At 70.1% G+C, this 17,369-nt stretch carries 15 protein-coding genes; 12 read left to right on the top strand and 3 right to left on the bottom strand.

Going from position 1 to position 17,369, the window contains the following annotated elements; translation table 11 throughout:
* From Q0747_RS06815 to nrdR, 9 genes are all read left to right on the top strand, one after another.
* Complete coding sequence (locus Q0747_RS06815) at positions 1-522, top strand: cell division protein SepF (RefSeq protein WP_298252898.1); 522 nt, start codon at positions 1-3, stop codon at positions 520-522.
* A gap of 61 nt (positions 523-583) precedes the next feature.
* A complete protein-coding gene (locus Q0747_RS06810) occupies positions 584-874 on the top strand; it encodes a YggT family protein (RefSeq protein ID WP_298252896.1) in 291 nt (96 codons plus the stop codon).
* A gap of 146 nt (positions 875-1,020) precedes the next feature.
* Positions 1,021-1,710 carry a DivIVA domain-containing protein gene (locus Q0747_RS06805; RefSeq protein WP_298252894.1) on the top strand — a complete coding sequence of 230 codons (690 nt, stop codon included), beginning with the start codon at positions 1,021-1,023 and terminating at the stop codon, positions 1,708-1,710.
* Between the two features lie 265 nt (positions 1,711-1,975).
* A complete protein-coding gene (gene lspA, locus Q0747_RS06800; RefSeq protein WP_298253067.1) occupies positions 1,976-2,494 on the top strand; it encodes a signal peptidase II in 519 nt (172 codons plus the stop codon).
* A complete protein-coding gene (locus tag Q0747_RS06795; protein ID WP_298252892.1) occupies positions 2,484-3,419 on the top strand; it encodes an RluA family pseudouridine synthase in 936 nt (311 codons plus the stop codon). The genes lspA and Q0747_RS06795 overlap by 11 nt, the downstream gene beginning before the upstream one ends.
* Before the next feature lie 71 nt (positions 3,420-3,490).
* Positions 3,491-7,036: a DNA polymerase III subunit alpha gene (gene dnaE / locus Q0747_RS06790; protein WP_298252890.1), complete on the top strand. Its 3,546-nt coding sequence runs from the start codon at positions 3,491-3,493 to the stop codon at positions 7,034-7,036.
* A 59-nt stretch (positions 7,037-7,095) separates the two neighbouring features.
* Positions 7,096-7,623 (top strand): hypothetical protein, encoded by a 528-nt coding sequence (locus Q0747_RS06785; protein WP_298252888.1) that lies wholly within the window; start codon positions 7,096-7,098, stop codon positions 7,621-7,623.
* Between the two features lie 75 nt (positions 7,624-7,698).
* On the top strand, positions 7,699-9,063 hold the full coding sequence (hisD, locus tag Q0747_RS06780; RefSeq protein WP_298252886.1) for a histidinol dehydrogenase: 1,365 nt from the start codon (positions 7,699-7,701) through the stop codon (positions 9,061-9,063).
* A 153-nt stretch (positions 9,064-9,216) separates the two neighbouring features.
* A complete protein-coding gene (gene nrdR / locus Q0747_RS06775; protein ID WP_298252885.1) occupies positions 9,217-9,714 on the top strand; it encodes a transcriptional regulator NrdR in 498 nt (165 codons plus the stop codon).
* A 23-nt stretch (positions 9,715-9,737) separates the two neighbouring features.
* Here nrdR and ppgK read toward each other — a convergent pair whose 3' ends face one another.
* Both ppgK and map read right to left on the bottom strand, forming a co-directional pair.
* Entirely contained in the window at positions 9,738-10,550 is an 813-nt protein-coding gene (ppgK, locus tag Q0747_RS06770; protein ID WP_298252883.1) for a polyphosphate--glucose phosphotransferase, read from the bottom strand.
* A gap of 78 nt (positions 10,551-10,628) precedes the next feature.
* Positions 10,629-11,507, bottom strand: a complete 879-nt coding sequence (map, locus tag Q0747_RS06765) for a type I methionyl aminopeptidase (protein WP_298252881.1) — start codon at positions 11,505-11,507, stop codon at positions 10,629-10,631.
* Between the two features lie 103 nt (positions 11,508-11,610).
* Between map and Q0747_RS06760 the strand changes: the two genes are divergently transcribed.
* Positions 11,611-11,802 carry an SPOR domain-containing protein gene (locus Q0747_RS06760; RefSeq protein ID WP_298252878.1) on the top strand — a complete coding sequence of 64 codons (192 nt, stop codon included), beginning with the start codon at positions 11,611-11,613 and terminating at the stop codon, positions 11,800-11,802.
* Here the strand turns inward: Q0747_RS06760 and panB are convergent.
* Positions 11,799-12,680 (bottom strand): 3-methyl-2-oxobutanoate hydroxymethyltransferase, encoded by an 882-nt coding sequence (gene panB, locus Q0747_RS06755; RefSeq protein WP_298252876.1) that lies wholly within the window; start codon positions 12,678-12,680, stop codon positions 11,799-11,801. The genes Q0747_RS06760 and panB overlap by 4 nt on opposite strands.
* 155 nt (positions 12,681-12,835) lie before the next feature.
* On the opposite strand from panB, the gene glnA reads away from it, so the two are divergent.
* Together glnA and Q0747_RS06745 are read left to right on the top strand one after the other, a co-directional pair.
* Positions 12,836-14,176, top strand: a complete 1,341-nt coding sequence (glnA, locus tag Q0747_RS06750) for a type I glutamate--ammonia ligase (RefSeq protein WP_298252874.1) — start codon at positions 12,836-12,838, stop codon at positions 14,174-14,176.
* A 31-nt stretch (positions 14,177-14,207) separates the two neighbouring features.
* A complete protein-coding gene (locus Q0747_RS06745) occupies positions 14,208-17,216 on the top strand; it encodes a bifunctional [glutamine synthetase] adenylyltransferase/[glutamine synthetase]-adenylyl-L-tyrosine phosphorylase (RefSeq protein ID WP_298252872.1) in 3,009 nt (1,002 codons plus the stop codon).
* Positions 17,217-17,369 lie beyond the last annotated feature (153 nt).

Genomic DNA, 17,369 nt, shown 5'->3' with positions numbered 1-17,369 from the left:
ATGGCCGGCGCACTGCGCAAGACAATGATCTACCTTGGGCTCGCCGACGGTGATGAGCACTACGAACCCGAACCGAAGACGAAGCACGGCAGGAGCGAGGACTACACGGTGGACTACGATCGCGACGAGCGTCATCCCGAGCCCGCGCCGGCCCCCACGCGGATCGCCGCCGTGGAGGAGTACCGCGCTCCCGTCACGCCGATCAAGCGCGCGCCGTCCTCCCGCGACGACTCGACGGCCCTGCGCCAGATCACCACGATCCACCCCCGCTCCTACAACGATGCCAAGCTGATCGGCGAGAGCTTCCGGGACGGGATCCCCGTGATCATGAACGTCACCGACATGGCGGAGGCCGACGCGAAGCGCCTCGTCGACTTCTCGGCCGGTCTCGTCTTCGGCCTGCACGGCAGCATCGAACGCGTCACCAATAAGGTGTTCCTGCTGTCGCCGTCGTATATTGAAGTCCTCGGCGAGGACCTGAAGGCCAGCGAAGGTCAGACCAGCTTCTTCAACCAGAGCTGAACCCCGCGGCCCTCCCGGTCGCGTCCGACCCCCCGAAGGCCCGAAGGACTGGAACTGCTCCGTGAGTTTGGTATTCGCACTGATCTACCTCGTACTGATGCTGTTCCAGCTCGCCCTGATCCTGCGGATCGTCTACGACGCCGTCCAGGGCTTCGCCCGGAGCTGGCGGCCGCAGAAGCTCGCGCTCGTGGTCGCCTCCGCGGTCTACTCGGTGACGGACCCCCCGATCAAGGCACTGCGGCGGCTGATCCCCCCGTTGCGGCTGGGCGGGGTGCAGCTGGACCTGGCGTTCCTCGTGCTGTTCATCCTGGTCCTGATCCTCATGTCCGTCTCGGCCAACCTCGCTGCCTGACGGCCGGCGTCGTTTCATGATGCAGTTCCGGACCAGCTACGCTGATTTCCAGCTCGACGCGGGTCAGCAGGCCCGTGTCCACGACCGATCCCGCAGCAGCGCCCGCTCCCCACGGCGGACCGGCTCCCATCAGAAGAGGTGACCAGATGGCATTGACACCAGAAGACGTCGTCAACAAGAGATTCCAGCCCACCAAGTTCCGTGAGGGGTACGACCAGGACGAGGTGGACGACTTCCTCGACGAGATCGTCGTCGAGCTGCGCCGCCTGAACCAGGAGAACGAGGAACTGCGCCGCGCCGCCGGATCGGACTCCGCCGACGGGGTCCGCACGGGGACCGTCCCGGCTCCGGTCGCCGCGAGCACGCAGACGGGGGACGCCGGCGCTGCCGCGGCCGATCCTGCCGATCCCGGCGCAGGTACCGACCTCGGCACCACGGAGCTCGAGGAGCCCACCCCGGCTCCGGCGCCGGCGGCTCCGGACGCCGTCGAGAGCGCCCAGACCCCGGCCACCACCGACACGGCGGAGTCGGCGGCCGGCGTGCTCGCCATGGCGCAGCGCCTGCACGACGAGTACGTCAATGCGGGGGTGGAGCAGCGCGACAGGATCATCGCCGAGGCGCAGCTCGAGGCCACCGACCTCGTCGAGAGCGCCGAGCAGAAGAGCCGCAAGACCCTCGGCGACCTCGAGGAGCACAAGAGCGTCCTCGAGCGGAAGGTGGAGCAGCTCCGCGGCTTCGAGCGCGACTACCGCTCACGCCTCAAGGACTACATCGAGGGACAGCTCCGCGACCTCGACGTCACCGGCACGGTCGCCTCGGACACGACGGCGTCCTAGGCACGTCGCTCCGTCCGGTCCGCAGCGGGAGGGCCGACCCCGGGTGCCGCCCGTGGGTCGGTCCTTCCGCCGTTCGGGCCACCGGCCCGGCGACCCCGGGCCCGAACGCCGCACCTACACCGGAAGAGCAGTGACCGTGAACCACGCAGAGGAGAACGCGCCGTCGTCCGACCCGGAGCGGGTCCCCGGGGACCGCTCCGGGTCGGACGACGCCGGCGCCACCGCGGCGGGAGCGCGCGGCGGGACGCGGTCCGCCCGCCCCGGCATCCTGCTGGTCGTCTGCGCCGCCCTGGTGTACGGCCTGGACCAGCTGACCAAGTGGTGGGTGGTGGCCACCATGACCGAGGGACAGATCACCCCGGTGCTGCCGCCCCTGCTCTCCTGGCGTTTCATCCGGAACCCCGGAGCGGCGTTCTCCATCGGGACGGACTACACCTGGGTCTTCACCATCATCATGGTCCTCGTGTCGATCGTGCTCGTGCTGCAGGTCCGCCGGGTGGCGTCCCGGCTCTGGGGGACGGCCCTCGGGCTGGTCCTCGGCGGCGCCCTCGGCAATCTCACCGACCGGCTGTTCAGGGAGCCGTCCTTCGGGCAGGGCCACGTGGTGGACTTCGTGGCGCTGCCGAACTTCGCCATCTTCAACGTGGCGGACTCCGCCGTCGTCAGCGGCGTGGTGCTGATCGTGATCCTGACCCTGCGCGGGGTCGGGATGGACGGCACCCGGGACGCGGACGCGGCCGACGACGGCGCCGGTGCGGGGGAGGACACGGACCGTGACCGGTGACCACCAGGAGCTCGTGATCGCGGAGGAGGACAGCGGTCAGCGCCTCGACACCGTGCTCGCGCGCCGGCTCGGCGTCTCCCGCTCCGCCGTCGCCCAGTGGTGCGCCGACGGGCGCGTGCGACGCTCCGGGGCGAATCTCGCCAAATCGGACCGGACCAGGGCCGGTGACCGGCTGGAGGTGATCGTCCCGGACCCCGCGGACGGGCACCGGGTGATCCCGGAGGCCGTGGACGGCATGGGGATCCTGCTCGACGACGACGACTTCGTCGTGGTGGACAAACCCGTCGGGGTGGCGGCGCATCCCTCGCCGGGCTGGGTGGGCCCCACCGTCGTCGGTGCCCTCGCGGCCGCCGGGTACCGGATCTCCACCTCCGGCGCACCGGAGCGGGTCGGGATCGTCCACCGGCTCGACGTCGGCACGTCGGGCGCGATGGTCGTCGCCAAGACCGAGCCGGCCTACACGGCCCTGAAGCGGGCCTTCAGGGAACGGACGGTGGACAAGGTCTACCACGCCGTGGTGCAGGGCCTCCCCGATCCGCTCAGTGGGACGATCGACGCGCCCATCGGCCGCCATCCCCACCACGAGTGGCGCTTCGCCGTCCTGGAGGGCGGGCGCGAGGCGCGGACCCACTACGAGGTGCTGGAGGCCTTCGGGCGGGCCAGTCTCGTCGAGGTGCACCTCGAGACCGGCAGGACCCACCAGATCCGCGTGCACTTCTCGGCGCTCCGGCACCCCTGCGCCGGCGATCTGACCTACGGGGCCGATCCGCGGCTCGCCGCCGAACTGGGCCTGACCCGGCAGTGGCTGCACGCCCACCAGATCGGCTTCGCGCACCCCCGTACCGGGGAGCAGGTCTGGGTGACCAGCGGCTATCCGGTGGATCTCGCCTATGCGCTCATGGCACTGACCGAGGGCCTCGTCTGAGGCACCATCGGAGCACAGTCCGGGCACCGTCCGGGCACTGTCCGACGACCGCGGAGCACTAGACTTGCCACGTGGCCACCCCAGCATCGCGTGAATCGTTCGTCCATCTCCACAACCACACCGAGTACTCCATGCTCGACGGCGCGGCCCGGCTGACGGATCTGTTCAGCCACACCGAGGAACTCGGCATGAAGGCCCTGGCGACCACGGACCACGGGTTCGTCTTCGGCGCCTTCGACTTCTGGAGCAAGGCCACCACCGCCGGGATCAAGCCGATCATCGGCGTCGAGGCCTATCTCACTCCGGGTACCGCGCGGAACGACCGCACGCGCGTGAAGTGGGGCGGCGGGGGGCGCGACGACGTCTCCGGTGCCGGTGCCTACACGCACATGACGCTCTGGTCCGAGACCACGAATGGCATGCACAATCTGTTCCGCATGTCCTCGCTGGCGTCCCTCGAGGGCTATCTGTACAAGCCGCGCATGGACCGCGACCTGCTGCAGACCTACGGGAAGGGCCTCATCGCGACCACGGGGTGCCCCTCGGGGGAGGTGCAGACCAAGCTGCGGCTCGGCCTGTACGACGAGGCGAAGCAGGCGGCCTCCGACTTCCGCGACATCTTCGGCGCGGAGAACTACTTCTGCGAGCTGATGGACCACGGGCTGGACATCGAACGTACCGTCAAGGCTGATCTCATCCGGCTCGCCGGGGAGCTCGGCCTGCCGCTCGTGGCCACCAACGACCTCCACTACACCCACGCCGAGGACTCGAAGGCCCACGCGGCGCTCCTGTGCGTGCAGTCCGGCTCCACCCTGGCCGATCCGAAGCGCTTCAAGTTCGACACCAACGAGTTCTACCTCAAGTCGCCCGCCGAGATGCGCGCCATCTTCCGCGACTACCCCGAGGCGTGCGACAACACGCTGCTCATCGCCGAGCGGTGCGACGTCGAGTTCGACACGAAGGCGAACTACATGCCGCGCTTCCCCGTGCCCAAGGGGGAGAACGAGCAGTCCTGGTTCGTCAAGGAGGTCGAGACGGGACTCCACGCGCGGTACCCGGCGGGCGTGCCCGACGACGTCCGCCGGCAGGCGGAGTTCGAGGTGGGCGTCATCACCCAGATGGGCTTCCCCGGCTATTTCCTCGTGGTCGCCGACTTCATCAACTGGGCCAAGAACAACGGGATCCGGGTGGGTCCGGGACGCGGCTCGGGTGCGGGGTCCATGGTGGCCTACGCGATGCGCATCACCGATCTCGACCCGCTCAAGCACGGTCTGATCTTCGAGCGCTTCCTCAATCCCGAGCGCGTGTCCATGCCCGACTTCGACGTCGACTTCGACGATCGCCGCCGGTCCGAGGTCATCCGCTACGTGAGCGACAAGTACGGCGACGAGCGCGTGGCCATGATCGTCACCTACGGCACCATCAAGGCGAAGCAGGCCCTCAAGGACTCCTCCCGCGTCATGGGCTACCCGTTCTCGACGGGCGAGCGGCTCACCAAGGCGATGCCGCCGGACGTCATGGGCAAGGGCCTGGCCCTCGCCGACGTGCACAACAAGGACGCCAAGCGCTACTCCGAGGCGGAGGAACTGCGTGAGCTCCTGCGCACCGACGCCGAGTCCGAGAAGGTCTTCGAGACCGCCCTCGGGCTCGAGGGGCTGAAGCGGCAGTGGGGCGTCCACGCCGCGGGGGTGATCATGTCCTCCGACCCGCTGATCGACATCATCCCCATCATGCGCCGGGAGCAGGACGGCCAGATCATCACGCAGTTCGACTACCCCACGTGCGAGGGGCTCGGACTGATCAAGATGGACTTCCTCGGGCTGAGGAATCTGACCATCATCACCGACGCGGTGGAGAACATCCTCGCCAACAAGGGTGAGGACCTCGTCCTCGAGGACCTCGAACTGGACGACCGGGCATCCTACGAGCTGCTGGCCCGCGGTGACACCCTGGGTGTGTTCCAGCTCGACGGCGGCCCCATGCGCTCCCTGCTCAAACTCATGCGTCCCGACAACTTCGAGGACATCTCGGCGGTCCTGGCGCTGTACCGTCCCGGTCCCATGGGCGTGAACTCCCACACGAACTACGCCCTGCGGAAGAACGGGCTCCAGGAGATCGAGCCCATCCACCCCGAGCTCGAGGGGCCGCTCGAGGAGATCCTCGGCAGCACCTACGGGCTGATCGTGTACCAGGAGCAGGTGATGAGCGCCGCGCAGAAGCTGGCGAACTTCACGCTCGGCCAGGCGGACATGCTCCGCCGGGCGATGGGCAAGAAGAAGAAGTCCGAGCTGGACAAGCAGCAGGCGGACTTCTTCGCCGGGATGCAGGCCAACGGCTACTCCCAGGCCGCCATGGACAAGCTCTGGACCGTGCTCGAGTCCTTCTCGGACTACGCCTTCAACAAGGCCCATACCGCCGCCTACGGTCTGGTCTCCTACTGGACGGCCTACCTCAAGGCGCATCACCCCGCCGAGTACATGGCCGCCCTGCTCACGAGTGTCGGCGACGACAAGGACAAGCTCGCCGTCTACCTCAACGAGTGCCGCCGCATGGGCATCACGGTGCTGCCGCCGGACGTGAACGAGTCGAGCGTGGACTTCACCCCGGTCGGCCGGGACATCCGCTTCGGCATGGGAGCCATCCGCAATGTGGGGGCCAACGTGGTGGGGGCCATGGTCGGCGCGCGGGGCGAGAAGGGTGCCTTCACCTCGTTCAGCGACTTCCTGCAGAAGGTGCCCGCCGTCGTCTGCAACAAGCGCACCATCGAATCGCTGATCAAGGCCGGCGCTTTCGACTCGCTCCGTCATCACCGCCGGGCCCTGGCGGTGATCCACGAGGAGGCCGTGGACTCCGTGATCGTCCTCAAGCGCAATGAGGCCGCGAACCAGTTCGACCTCTTCAGCGCCTTCGACGACGACGGCGGCATGGGCGGGGCCGGCGGCCTGTCGGTGGAGGTGCCCGATCTCCCGGAGTGGGAGAAGAAGGACAAGCTCTCCTTCGAACGCGACATGCTCGGTCTCTACGTCTCGGACCACCCGCTGCAGGGGCTGGAGGGGATCCTGGGCCAGCACGCCGACGCCACCATCCCGTCCGTCATCGGGGAGGAGGGACCGGCCGACGGCGCGATCGTGACCATCGCGGGCATGATCACCTCGCTCCAGCGCAGGATCGCGAAGAACAGCGGCAACGCCTACGCACGGGCCGAGATCGAGGACCTGGCCGGCTCGATGGAGGTGATGTTCTTCGGACAGGTCTACGGGCCCATCTCGGGCGTCCTCGCGGAGGACCTCATCGTGGTGGTGCGCGGGCGGCTGCAGCGCCGCGACGACGGCGCCGTCATGCTGAACGCCCAGGAGCTCACGGTGCCTGACCTCAGTGGGGGGCACTCCGGGCCGGTGGTGATCTCCATGGCGCAGCACAAGGCCACGGAGACCGCCGTGACCGCGCTCGGGGACGTCCTGCGGACCCATCCCGGCACCAGCGAGGTGCTGATCCGGCTCAACAGCTCCCGCAAGGTGGAGGTCATGAAGCTCGGGGTGGATCTGCGCGTCACCCCCACGCCGGGGCTCTTCGGCGACCTGAAGGTGCTCCTGGGTCCGGCGTGCCTGGACGCCTGACCCGGCGGCGGCGGGCAGCCGGGTCCGGTCGCCCGGGCGCAGCGGTTAATATGGGTGCCATGCGTGCCAGTCAGAAGCCGGACACCGGATCGTCCACCTATCCACCGTCCGTCTACGCCGTCGCCGAGGACCGCAGGTCGGTGCCGCCGGCCGGGGTGGTGTGGTGGCTGGGCTCCACGGTCCTGCTCGGGGTCCTCGTCGGTATCGCCTGGTGGCTCCTGGCACCCACCGGGCGGATCCTCGGCGATCCGCTGGAGTCCGAGGACTGGGTGCTCCGGGACCTCACCCTCGCCGGGCTGGAGCTGCTGGCCGGGATCACCGTGGGGATCCTGGTGGCACTGCGCCTGGGCCTGCCGGGCGTCACCGGGCGGGTCCTCGCCGCGATCGGCGGCTCGATCCTGGGGTCCCTCCTGGCCCTTGGTGTGGGGCAGGGGCTCGCAGCCCTCCTCGGGCCGCACGGGCGCGACGACCTCCCCGGCTCGGACTTCCTCCTCGCCTCCTACGGCGCGCTCGCCATCTGGCCGGCGACGGCGACCATCATCGTCTTCGTCACCGCCCTCATCGGTCTCGCCCGGCGAAGGATCTGACCCGCCGCCGCCGCTCGCCGCCTGCTTCGATGGGCCGCGCCCGGGGACGCGGGCGGTGCCCGATAGACTGCGGGAGTGACTTCAGCGGCCAGCACCCTGCCCCCCCTCGACTTCCGGACCATCGACCTGCGCGGTCACCGCCTCACGCCCGCCGGCCTGAAGAACGCCATGCCACGGGCCGTCGGGAGCGCCGGATCCGCGGAGGCCGCCGTGCAGGAGATCATCGACGAGGTCAGGAGCGGCGGACTCGATGCGCTGCGGGGCTTCGCCCTCCGCTTCGACGGCGTCGACCGTGACCACCCCCGGGTGCCGGCGGACGTCATCGCCGCGGCGGCCGACGCGCTCGACGACGATGTCCGCTCGGCGCTGCAGGAGGCCATCCGGCGAGCCCGGATCTTCGCCGAGGCGCAGCTCCCGCAGCCCGTCGTCGTCGAACCGGCCGCAGGGGCACGCCTCACCCAGACCTGGGTGCCGGTCGACCGGGTGGGCCTCTACGTCCCGGGCGGCCTGGCCGTCTACCCGTCCTCGGTGGTCATGAACGTGGTGCCAGCCCAGGCCGCCGGTGTGGGCTCCCTCGCCCTGACCTCGCCCCCGCAGCAGGAGCACGGCGGGTGGCCGCACCCGGTGATCCTCGCCGCGGCGTCGATGCTCGGCATCACGGAGGTCTACGCGATGGGCGGCGCGCAGGCCGTCGCGGCCCTGGCCTACGGGGTCACCGACGCCGACGCCCCGGAGCGTGGCATCGATCCCGTGAACGTCATCACCGGCCCCGGGAACGCCTTCGTCGCCACCGCCAAGCGCCTCGTCAGGGGCCGGGTCGGCATCGACTCCGAGGCCGGCACCACGGAGATCGCGGTGCTCGCGGACGGGACGGCCGACGCCGCCCTGGTGGCCGCCGATCTCGTGAGCCAGGCGGAGCACGATCCCCGGGCAGCATCGGTGCTCGTGACGGACTCCGAGGAGCTCGCCGACGCCGTCCGTGCTGCGCTGCGTACCGGTGCTGCGCGGACCCGCCACGCCGAGCGCGCGCTCACCGCCCTGTCCGGTCCGCAGTCCGGGGTGGTGCTGGTCGACGACATCGAGGCCGGTATCGCCGTGTGCGACGCCTACGCCGCGGAGCACCTGGAGATCCAGACGCGGGACGCCCGAGCCGTGGCCGGCCGGATCCGCAACGCCGGTGCCATCTTCATCGGCCCCTACAGCCCGGTCAGCCTGGGGGACTACTGCGCCGGGTCGAACCACGTGCTGCCCACCGGCGGTACGGCGGCCTTCGCCTCGGGGCTCAACGTGACGACCTTCCTGCGCGCCGTCCAGCTGATCGATTACGACCGCGCCGCGCTGCACGAGGTGTCGGCGTCGATCATCGCGCTGGCGGAGGCGGAGAACCTCCCCGCGCACGGCGAAGCCGTCACGGCCCGCTTCGGCGCGCACACGCGCTGATCGGGCAGCGAGCCGGACCGGGTCGCCCGGGAATCGTCGCGCAAGGGGAGAAGGGCCGGTGACGGAGCCTCGGTGCAGAATCACAGTGTTGTTGTTTGGCGGTTCCGCGCCCTAAACTGGCCGGAGGACATCGGATCGAGCTGAGGTGGTGCCGTGTACTGTCCGTACTGCCGCAACCCTGACTCGCGTGTGGTCGACAGCCGCCTCGGCGACGACGGCTCGGCCATCCGGCGTCGGCGGCAGTGCCCGCAGTGCGGTCGGCGGTTCAGCACCGTCGAGACCACGAGCCTGAGCGTCATCAAGCGCTCCGGCGCGGGAGAGCCGTTCAGCAGGACCAAGATCATCAACGGTGTCCGTAAGGCGTGCCAGGGTCGCCCGGTCACGGAGGACGATCTGGCACTCCTGGCCCAGGAGGTCGAGGAGAACATCCGGGCGAGCGGCGTGGCCGAGATCGATGCCCACGAGGTGGGACTCGCCATCCTGGAGCCACTGCGCAAGCTCGACCAGATCGCCTACCTCCGCTTCGCGAGCGTGTACCGCGGATTCGAGTCCCTCGAGGACTTCGAGGACGCCATCGACACCCTCCGCCGTCAGGCGGAGGACGGCGCCCGCGTACCCGGGGGAGCCCAGCGGCCGCTGACGGCCCGGTAGACATCCCCGGTCACGCCTGCACGTCAGGCGGGGTCGTCGACGATCAGGGCGGCCTGCAGCGCGGCGCCCACGATCCCCGCGTGATTCTTCAGTTGCGCCACCATGATCGGCGTCCGCAGATCGAGCAGGGGCAGGTACTCGCTCCCGCGCTTGGAGATACCGCCCCCGACGATGAACAGTTCCGGCGAGAACAGGAACTCCACGTGGGAGAAGTAGCGCTGCAGGCGGACGGCGTACTCCTCCCAGCCGATGCCGTCGCGTTCGCGTGCGACGGCCGAGGCCTTCGACTCGGCGTCGTGCCCGTCGATCTCCAGGTGCCCCAGTTCGGCGTTGGGCACGAGCTTCCCGTCGAAGACGAAGGCCGAACCGATGCCCGTGCCGAGGGTGATGACCAGCACCGTGCCCTTCCGGCCCTTGCCCGCGCCGTAGCGGACCTCCGCGAGGCCCGCGGCGTCGGCGTCGTTCATGACGCGTACGTCGCGTCCGAGCACTTCGGTGAAGAGGGCGTCCACGTCGGTGTCCACCCAGCTCTTGTCCACGTTCGCCGCGGAGCGCGCCACGCCGTGCTGGATGATCGCGGGGAAGGTCACACCCACGGGGACGTCCTCGGCCGGCCCCTCGGGCCTGGAGGAGAGTTCGACGACGATCTGGCGCACCACCTCGGCGACCGCTTCCGGGGTGGAGGGATCGGGTGTGGGGATGCGATGGCGGTCCCCGACCATGACGCCCTTCTCGAGGTCGACGATCCCGCCCTTGATGCCCGTCCCGCCGATGTCGACACCGATGACCGTGGTCGGGAACTTCGCGGACTTCTTCTTGTCGGTGTGCTTGGCCATGGTTCCCCCTCGGGATGTGCCGGCGCGGGCCGGGGTGGATGATGCGCGCTGCGGGGCCCGCCCTGCGGGCCGGCCGCGTCAGGGCAGGGTGAGGATCTCGGCGCCCCGGTCGGTGACGACGAGCGTGTGCTCGAACTGCGCCGTCCGCTTGAGGTCCTTGGTGACCACGGTCCAGTCGTCCTGCCACATGGTCCAGTCGATGGTGCCGAGGGTGAGCATGGGCTCGATGGTGAACACCATGCCCGGTTCCATGACGCGCTCGTAGGCCGGGGCGGCGTCGTAGTGGGGGATGATCAGGCCGGTGTGGAACGCCTCGCCCACGCCGTGCCCGGTGAAGTCGCGCACCACGCCGTACCCGAAGCGCTTGGCGTAGGACTCGATGGTCCGCCCGATGACGTTGATCTGCCGGCCCGGCGCGACGGCGCGGATGGCCCGGTTCAGGGATTCCTCGGTCCGCTCGACGAGGAGCCGTGACTCCTCGTCCACCTCCCCGATGCAGAACGTGCGATTCGTGTCGCCGTGGACGCCGTCCTTGAACGCGGTGATGTCGATGTTCAGGATGTCGCCGTCCTGGATGACGGTGGTGTCCGGGATGCCGTGGCAGATCACCTCGTTGAGGGAGGAGCACAGCGATTTCGGGAAGCCGCGGTACCCCAGCGTGGAGGGGTAGGCGCCGTGGTCGAGGATGAACTCGTGGCCCACGCGGTCCAGCTGGTCGGTAGTGACGCCGGGTTTCGCCTGCCGGCCCACCTCGACCACGGCCTGCGCGGCGATCCTCCCCGCACGGCGGATCCTCTCGATGGTCTCGGGCGTCTTGACCTCGGAGCCGGTGAACGGAGCCGGTGCCTTGCGGCCCACGTACTCCGGTCGAGGGATGGTCGACGGGACGCGCCGCTGTGGTGAGACGGTGCCCGGGGTCAGGGTCCCGAGTGGGGCGGTGGCAGGAGACTGGGGCATACCCTTGATCCTATAGCGGACTCGGACGGGCGGCAGGAAGTTGCCGCTCGTCCGTCGAAGTCCGTCGGAGACGGGCCCGTGGGCCCGCGAGCGGGAGGTCGATGTGACGGAGTACTGGTTCAACGTACGCACGCGCGAGGTCGAGGAGGACCGGCAGTCCGACTGGAAGCAGCTCATCGGTCCCTACGCCACGCGCAGCGAGGCGGAGAACGCACTGCAGAAGGTGAAGGAACGCAACGAGGCGTGGGAGAGCGACGACGACTGGGGCAGGGCCTCCGGTCCCGCCACCGGCTAGAAGCTGTGCTCCGGCCCCGGGAAGGTGCCGGAGCGCACCTCGGCGGCGAAGGACCGGGCGGCGTCCGAGAGTGTGCCCCGCAGATCGGCGTACTGCTTGACGAAGGTGGCCTGGCGGCCGCCGCGCAGCCCTGCCATGTCCTGCCACACCAGCACCTGGCCGGTGGTCCCGGCGCCGGCGCCGATCCCGATGGTCGGCACACCCAGGGCGGCGTCGATGCTCCGGGCCACCTCACCGGGCACCATCTCCATCAGCACGCAGAAGGCTCCCGCCTCCTCGAGTGCCAGCGCGTCGTCGAGGAGTCGCTGCGCCGTCTCCCCGCGGCCCTGCACGCGGTAGCCGCCGAGAGCGTGCTCGCTCTGCGGCGTGAAGCCGATGTGCGCCATGACCGGGATGCCCGCCCGGACCAGGGCACGGACGGTGTCGGCGTAGGCGGCGCTGCCCTCCATCTTCACCGCATGCACTAGGCCCTCCTTGAGGAGCCGCACGGAGGACTCCACCGCCTGCTCCGGGGAGACCTCGTAGCTGCCGAAGGGCAGATCGGCGACCACGAGGGCCTTGGAGGCAGCCAGGCTCACGGTCCGGCTGAACAGGATCATCTCGTCGAGAGTGATCGGGAGGGTCGTCGCGTGCCCCAGCACGTTGTTGGCCGCGGAGTCGCCGATGAGCAGCACCTCGATGCCGGCGTCGTCGAACACCTGGGCCGCGTACCGGTCGTACGCCGTCAGCATGGCGAAGTGCCGGCCCTCCTCCTTGGCCTGCTGCAGGTGCTGGATCCGGACCCGGCCGGGCCGCTTCCTCCCGTCCGACGCCTCCGCCCGGGGAGCGGGGGTGGCACCTCCGTCTCCGTAGGGGGCAGGCAATTCGGCATCGGTCATGCCACGAGACTAGCGGCTGACACCGATGGGGCGCACCGCCGGTCCCACGCGCCGCCCGTTCCGGCCGGTCAGTAGAGTATGGACTGCACGACCCCGTTCCCGGCCGACCGTCCGGACACCGCTGGTGCGGGCGTCGAACGAGGAGATGAGGGTGCATGGACCGGCAGCAGGAGTTCGTACTGAGGACCATCGAGGAGCGTGACATCCGCTTCGTCCGGCTGTGGTTCACCGATGTCGTCGGGTCGCTGAAGTCGGTGGCCCTCGCGCCCGCGGAGGTCGAGGGCGCGTTCGAGGAGGGACTCGGGTTCGACGGCTCGTCCATCGAGGGTCTGGCCCGCGTCTACGAGGCCGACATGCTCGCCCAGCCCGATCCCTCCACCTTCCAGATCCTCCCGTGGCGCGGCGAGACGGAACAGACGTCGCGCATGTTCTGCGACATCCTCACCCCCGACGGCCGGCCCTCCACCGCCGATCCTCGCGGGGTGCTCAAGAAGACCCTGGCCAAGGCCGCCGACATGGGCTTCACGTGCTACACGCATCCGGAGATCGAGTTCTACCTGCTGAAATCGGCCGATCCCGGAGCAGACGGCCAGCCCGTCCCGGTGGACGAGGCCGGCTATTTCGACCATGTTCCCGGCGGTGTGGCCCAGGACTTCCGGCGCCGGGCGGTGTCCATGCTGGAATCGGTCGGGATCTCGGTCGAGTTCAGCCACCACGAGGCCGGACCGGGCCAGAACGAGATCGACCTGCGGTACGCGGACGCCCTGCAGACGGCCGACAACATCATGACGTTCCGGACCATCATCAAGGAGGTGGCACTGTCCTCGGGCAGCTACGCCACCTTCATGCCCAAGCCCTTCTCGCAGCATCCCGGATCGGGGATGCACACCCACTTCTCCCTCTTCGAGGGTGACACGAACGCGTTCTTCGAACCGGGTGCCGAGTTCCAGCTGTCGAGGACCGCCCGCCAGTTCATCGCCGGCATCCTCCGGCACGCTCCCGAGTTCACCGCGGTGACCAACCAGTTCGTCAATTCCTACAAGCGGCTGTGGGGTGGCGGGGAGGCGCCCAGCCACCTCTCCTGGGGCCACAACAACAGGTCGGCCCTGGTCCGCGTGCCGCTCTACAAGCCGAACAAGGACCAGTCGGCGCGGATCGAGTACCGCGGCATCGACTCCGCGAGCAACCCCTACCTCGCGTACTCGGTGCTGCTCGGTGCCGGACTGAAGGGGATCGAGGAGGGGTACGAGCTGCCGCCTGCCGCCGAGGACGACGTCTGGAGCCTCACCCCGGCCGAGCGCCGCGCCATGGGACACGACCCCCTGCCCTCGAGCCTGCACGACGCCATCGGGGTGATGGAGGAGTCCGAGTTGGTCGCGGACATCCTGGGGGAGCAGGTGTTCGAGAACTTCCTGCGCAACAAGCGCGCCGAGTGGTACGACTACCGCATCGAGGTGACCCCCTACGAACTGCGCCGCAATCTCGGCATCCTGTAGGGACCGACGAGCGCATGGCTAGGGTTGGCCCATGAGCCTCAACCGCAAGCTGATCACGTACGGCTTCACGGATCTGGAGAAGAGCCGGCGTTTCCTCGAGGCTCCCGAGCTCGCGGGGATCGACGAGGACCAGCTGTTCGAGGGCCTGGCCACGTCGGCGAGTCCCGACCTGGCGCTGCAGTCCCTCGTGCGGCTGCTGGCCGTCGACCGCAGCGCCGTCATCGCGGCCATGGCCGACGACGACCGGCGTCGGCCGCTGTTCGGCCTGCTGGGTGCCTCCGAGGCGCTCGGGGAGTTCCTCATGCGCCATCCCGAGCACCTCGAGGTGGTGCGGGCAGCGGCCGTGCCCCTGCCGGACGCCGATCCGGCGGAGCTCAGGGCCGAGCTGCTCCGCTCCGTGGGCGCCGACCCGGCGGAGGAGAACCCGGTGGCGGGCGTCCTCGGTGTGGAGGCGCACCGCCGGCTGCGGGTGGTCTACCGGCGGCTGGTGACCGATCTCGCGGTGCGCGACCTGGGCCACGGCGTGCCGGTGGACTACGTGGGCGTCGTCGGCCGCGAGCTGGCGGACCTGGCGGCCGCGGCCCTCGAGGCCTCCCTCGCCGTCGCGCGGGCCGATCTCGCACAGACCTACGGGGCCGACACCGTGGCTCGGGTGAGACTCGCCGTGATCGGGATGGGCAAGTGCGGTGCCCGGGAACTCAACTACATCTCCGACGTCGACGTAGTCTATGTCGTGGAGGGTGACGACCTCGAGGAGTCCACGCTGACCCGCATCGGCACGGGACTGGCCTCGGGCATGGCCCGCGGCGTGTACTCGCCCGGACCGGAACCGGCCCTGTGGGAGGTCGATGCGAATCTGCGCCCCGAGGGCAGGGAGGGCCTGCTCGTGCGCACGCTCGCCTCCCACGTGTCCTACTACGAGCGGTGGGCCAGGACCTGGGAGTTCCAGGCCCTGCTGAAGGCCAGGGCGATGGCGGGGGACCCGGGACTCGGCCGGCGCTACGAGGAGGCGATCGCCCCGTTCGTCTGGGCGTCCTCCCAGCGGGAGGGCTTCGTGGAGGCCGTCCGTGCCATGCGCCGCCGCGTCACCGAGAACATCCCGCTCGACGAGCAGGCCCGGCAGCTCAAGCTCGGGCGCGGAGGGCTGCGCGACGTCGAGTTCACGGTGCAGCTGCTCCAGCTGGTGCACGGCAGGCTGGACGACTCCATTCGCCACCGTGACACGCTCTCGGCGATCGCCGCTCTGAGCGCGGCCGGCTACGTGGGCCGGACGGATGCCCAGGAACTCGACGACGCCTACCGGTACCTGCGGGTCCTCGAGCACCGCATCCAGCTCGTGCAGCTGCGCAGGACCCACCTCATGCCCGAGGACGAGATGGCGCTGCGCGCGCTCGCCCGGTCCTCGGAGGGCAGCATGGTGATGGTCAGGCCCAGCGCGCAGCACCTGCAGGAGAAGTGGCAGCGCACCCGCAGGCTCGTCGGACGACTCCACGAGTCCATCTTCTACCGCCCACTGCTCAACAACGCCGCCACCCTCCGCCCGGAGGACGTCCGGCTCACCGACGAAGCGGCGCAGGCACGGCTCGCCGCCCTCGGCTACCAGGATCCCCGCGGGGCGATGCACCACATCAGGGCACTGACCGGGGGCCTGCGGCGTCGGGCCATGCTGCAGCGCCAGCTGTTGCCGATCCTGCTGGCGTGGTTCGCCGACGGCGTCGATCCCGACGCCGGGCTGCTCGGCTTCCGCCGCCTCAGCGAGTCGCTCGGCGAGAGCCACTGGTACCTGGGGATGCTGCGCGACTCGAATGCGGCGGCGGAGCGGCTCAGCACCGTGCTCTCGAGCAGCCGCTTCATCACCGATCTCCTGGAGGTCTCCCCGGAATCGACGCGCTGGCTCGGATCCGACGCCGCCCTCGTCCCGGACTCCTTCGAGGCGCAGTGGCAGGAGATCCGCTCCATGATGTCGCGGCACCCGGAACCGGCCGAGGCCATCCGGCTCATCCGGCTCATCCGCCGGCGCGAGCTGCTGCGCGTGGCCATCGCCGACAGCGCGAGTCTGCTGACCCAGGCGGAGGTGGGGCAGGCGCTCTCCGATGCCGACCGCGCGGCGATCCTCGGGGCGCTCCACGTGGCCGAGAAGCAGGTGTTCGACGACCAGGAGCAGCTGACCGACGTCCTCGTCGTCGCCATGGGCCGGCAGGGCGGCCGGGAGATCACCTACGGCTCGGACGCCGACGTCATCTACGTGCACCGGCCTCACCCCGGTGCCGATGCCGAGGCGGCACAGACGCAGGCCGAGCGGATCGTCAACCGCCTCGCAGCCCTCCTCACGCAGCCCTGCGGCTCGCCCGTCCTGGCGGAGCGTCCGCTGGAGATCGACACGGCGCTCCGCCCGGAGGGCAAGCAGGGCGCCATCGTGCGGACCCTGGAGTCCTATCGCGAGTACTACCGCCGCTGGTCGGCCGTCTGGGAGGCGCAGGCGCTGCTGCGCGCCCGCCCCATCGCGGGGGACGACGCCCTGGCCGCGGAGTTCGTCGCCGTGATCGACGACGTGCGCTACCCGAGGCAGCTGGGCCGGCCCGAGCTGCGCGAGATCCGTCGGATCAAGGCCCGCGTCGAGGCGGAGCGACTGCCCCGGGGCGCGGACCCGTCGAGGCACCTGAAGCTGGGGAGGGGGGCGCTCAGCGACGTGGAGTGGCTCGTCCAGCTCCTGCAGCTGCAGCACGCCCGCGACGACGCCTCGCTGCGGGTGCAGTCGACACTCGCCGCGCTCGACGCCGTCGCCGCGGCAGGCCTCCTGCCCGAGGAGGAGGTGGAGATGCTGCGGGCGAGCTGGAACCTGGCCACGCGCATCCGCGCGGCGATCGTCATCTGGACCGGGCGCTCCTCCGACCAGCTGCCGTCCTCGCGGCGTGACCTCGAGGCGGTGGCCCGCTGGTGCGGGTACGGTCCGGGCAGGGGAGCGGACCTGGAGGAGGACTACCTGAGGATGACGCGGCGGAGCCGGACGATCTTCGAGCGGCACTTCTACGGGTCGTAGCCCGGTCGGTCGTGCCGTCGTGGCGTCGCTCCCACCGTCCGGTGCCGGGTCGTGGGAAAGAACGATCCTCCCCGCCGGCCCACCCCGATCGGTGGGAGCGATCGGCGTCGACCGGCGTTCGAGCGACGACATCACGACGGCGGCCACCCTCGA

This window comes from uncultured Arthrobacter sp. (genome assembly GCF_947493765.1).
Lineage (GTDB): Bacteria > Actinomycetota > Actinomycetes > Actinomycetales > Micrococcaceae > Arthrobacter_D.
Note: the sequence above shows the minus strand (reverse complement) of the source record. Positions and strands in the feature narration are given on the sequence as shown.

Coding starts and splice junctions, on each gene's coding strand:
- Q0747_RS06805 (WP_298252894.1), top strand. CDS start 1,021: ATGGCATTGACACCAGAAGACGTCGTCAACAAGAGATTCCAGCCCACC.
- Q0747_RS06745 (WP_298252872.1), top strand. CDS start 14,208: ATGAGCCTCAACCGCAAGCTGATCACGTACGGCTTCACGGATCTGGAG.
- map (WP_298252881.1), bottom strand. CDS start 11,507: ATGCCCCAGTCTCCTGCCACCGCCCCACTCGGGACCCTGACCCCGGGC.
- ppgK (WP_298252883.1), bottom strand. CDS start 10,550: ATGGCCAAGCACACCGACAAGAAGAAGTCCGCGAAGTTCCCGACCACG.
- Q0747_RS06815 (WP_298252898.1), top strand. CDS start 1: ATGGCCGGCGCACTGCGCAAGACAATGATCTACCTTGGGCTCGCCGAC.
- panB (WP_298252876.1), bottom strand. CDS start 12,680: ATGACCGATGCCGAATTGCCTGCCCCCTACGGAGACGGAGGTGCCACC.
- Q0747_RS06785 (WP_298252888.1), top strand. CDS start 7,096: ATGCGTGCCAGTCAGAAGCCGGACACCGGATCGTCCACCTATCCACCG.
- glnA (WP_298252874.1), top strand. CDS start 12,836: ATGGACCGGCAGCAGGAGTTCGTACTGAGGACCATCGAGGAGCGTGAC.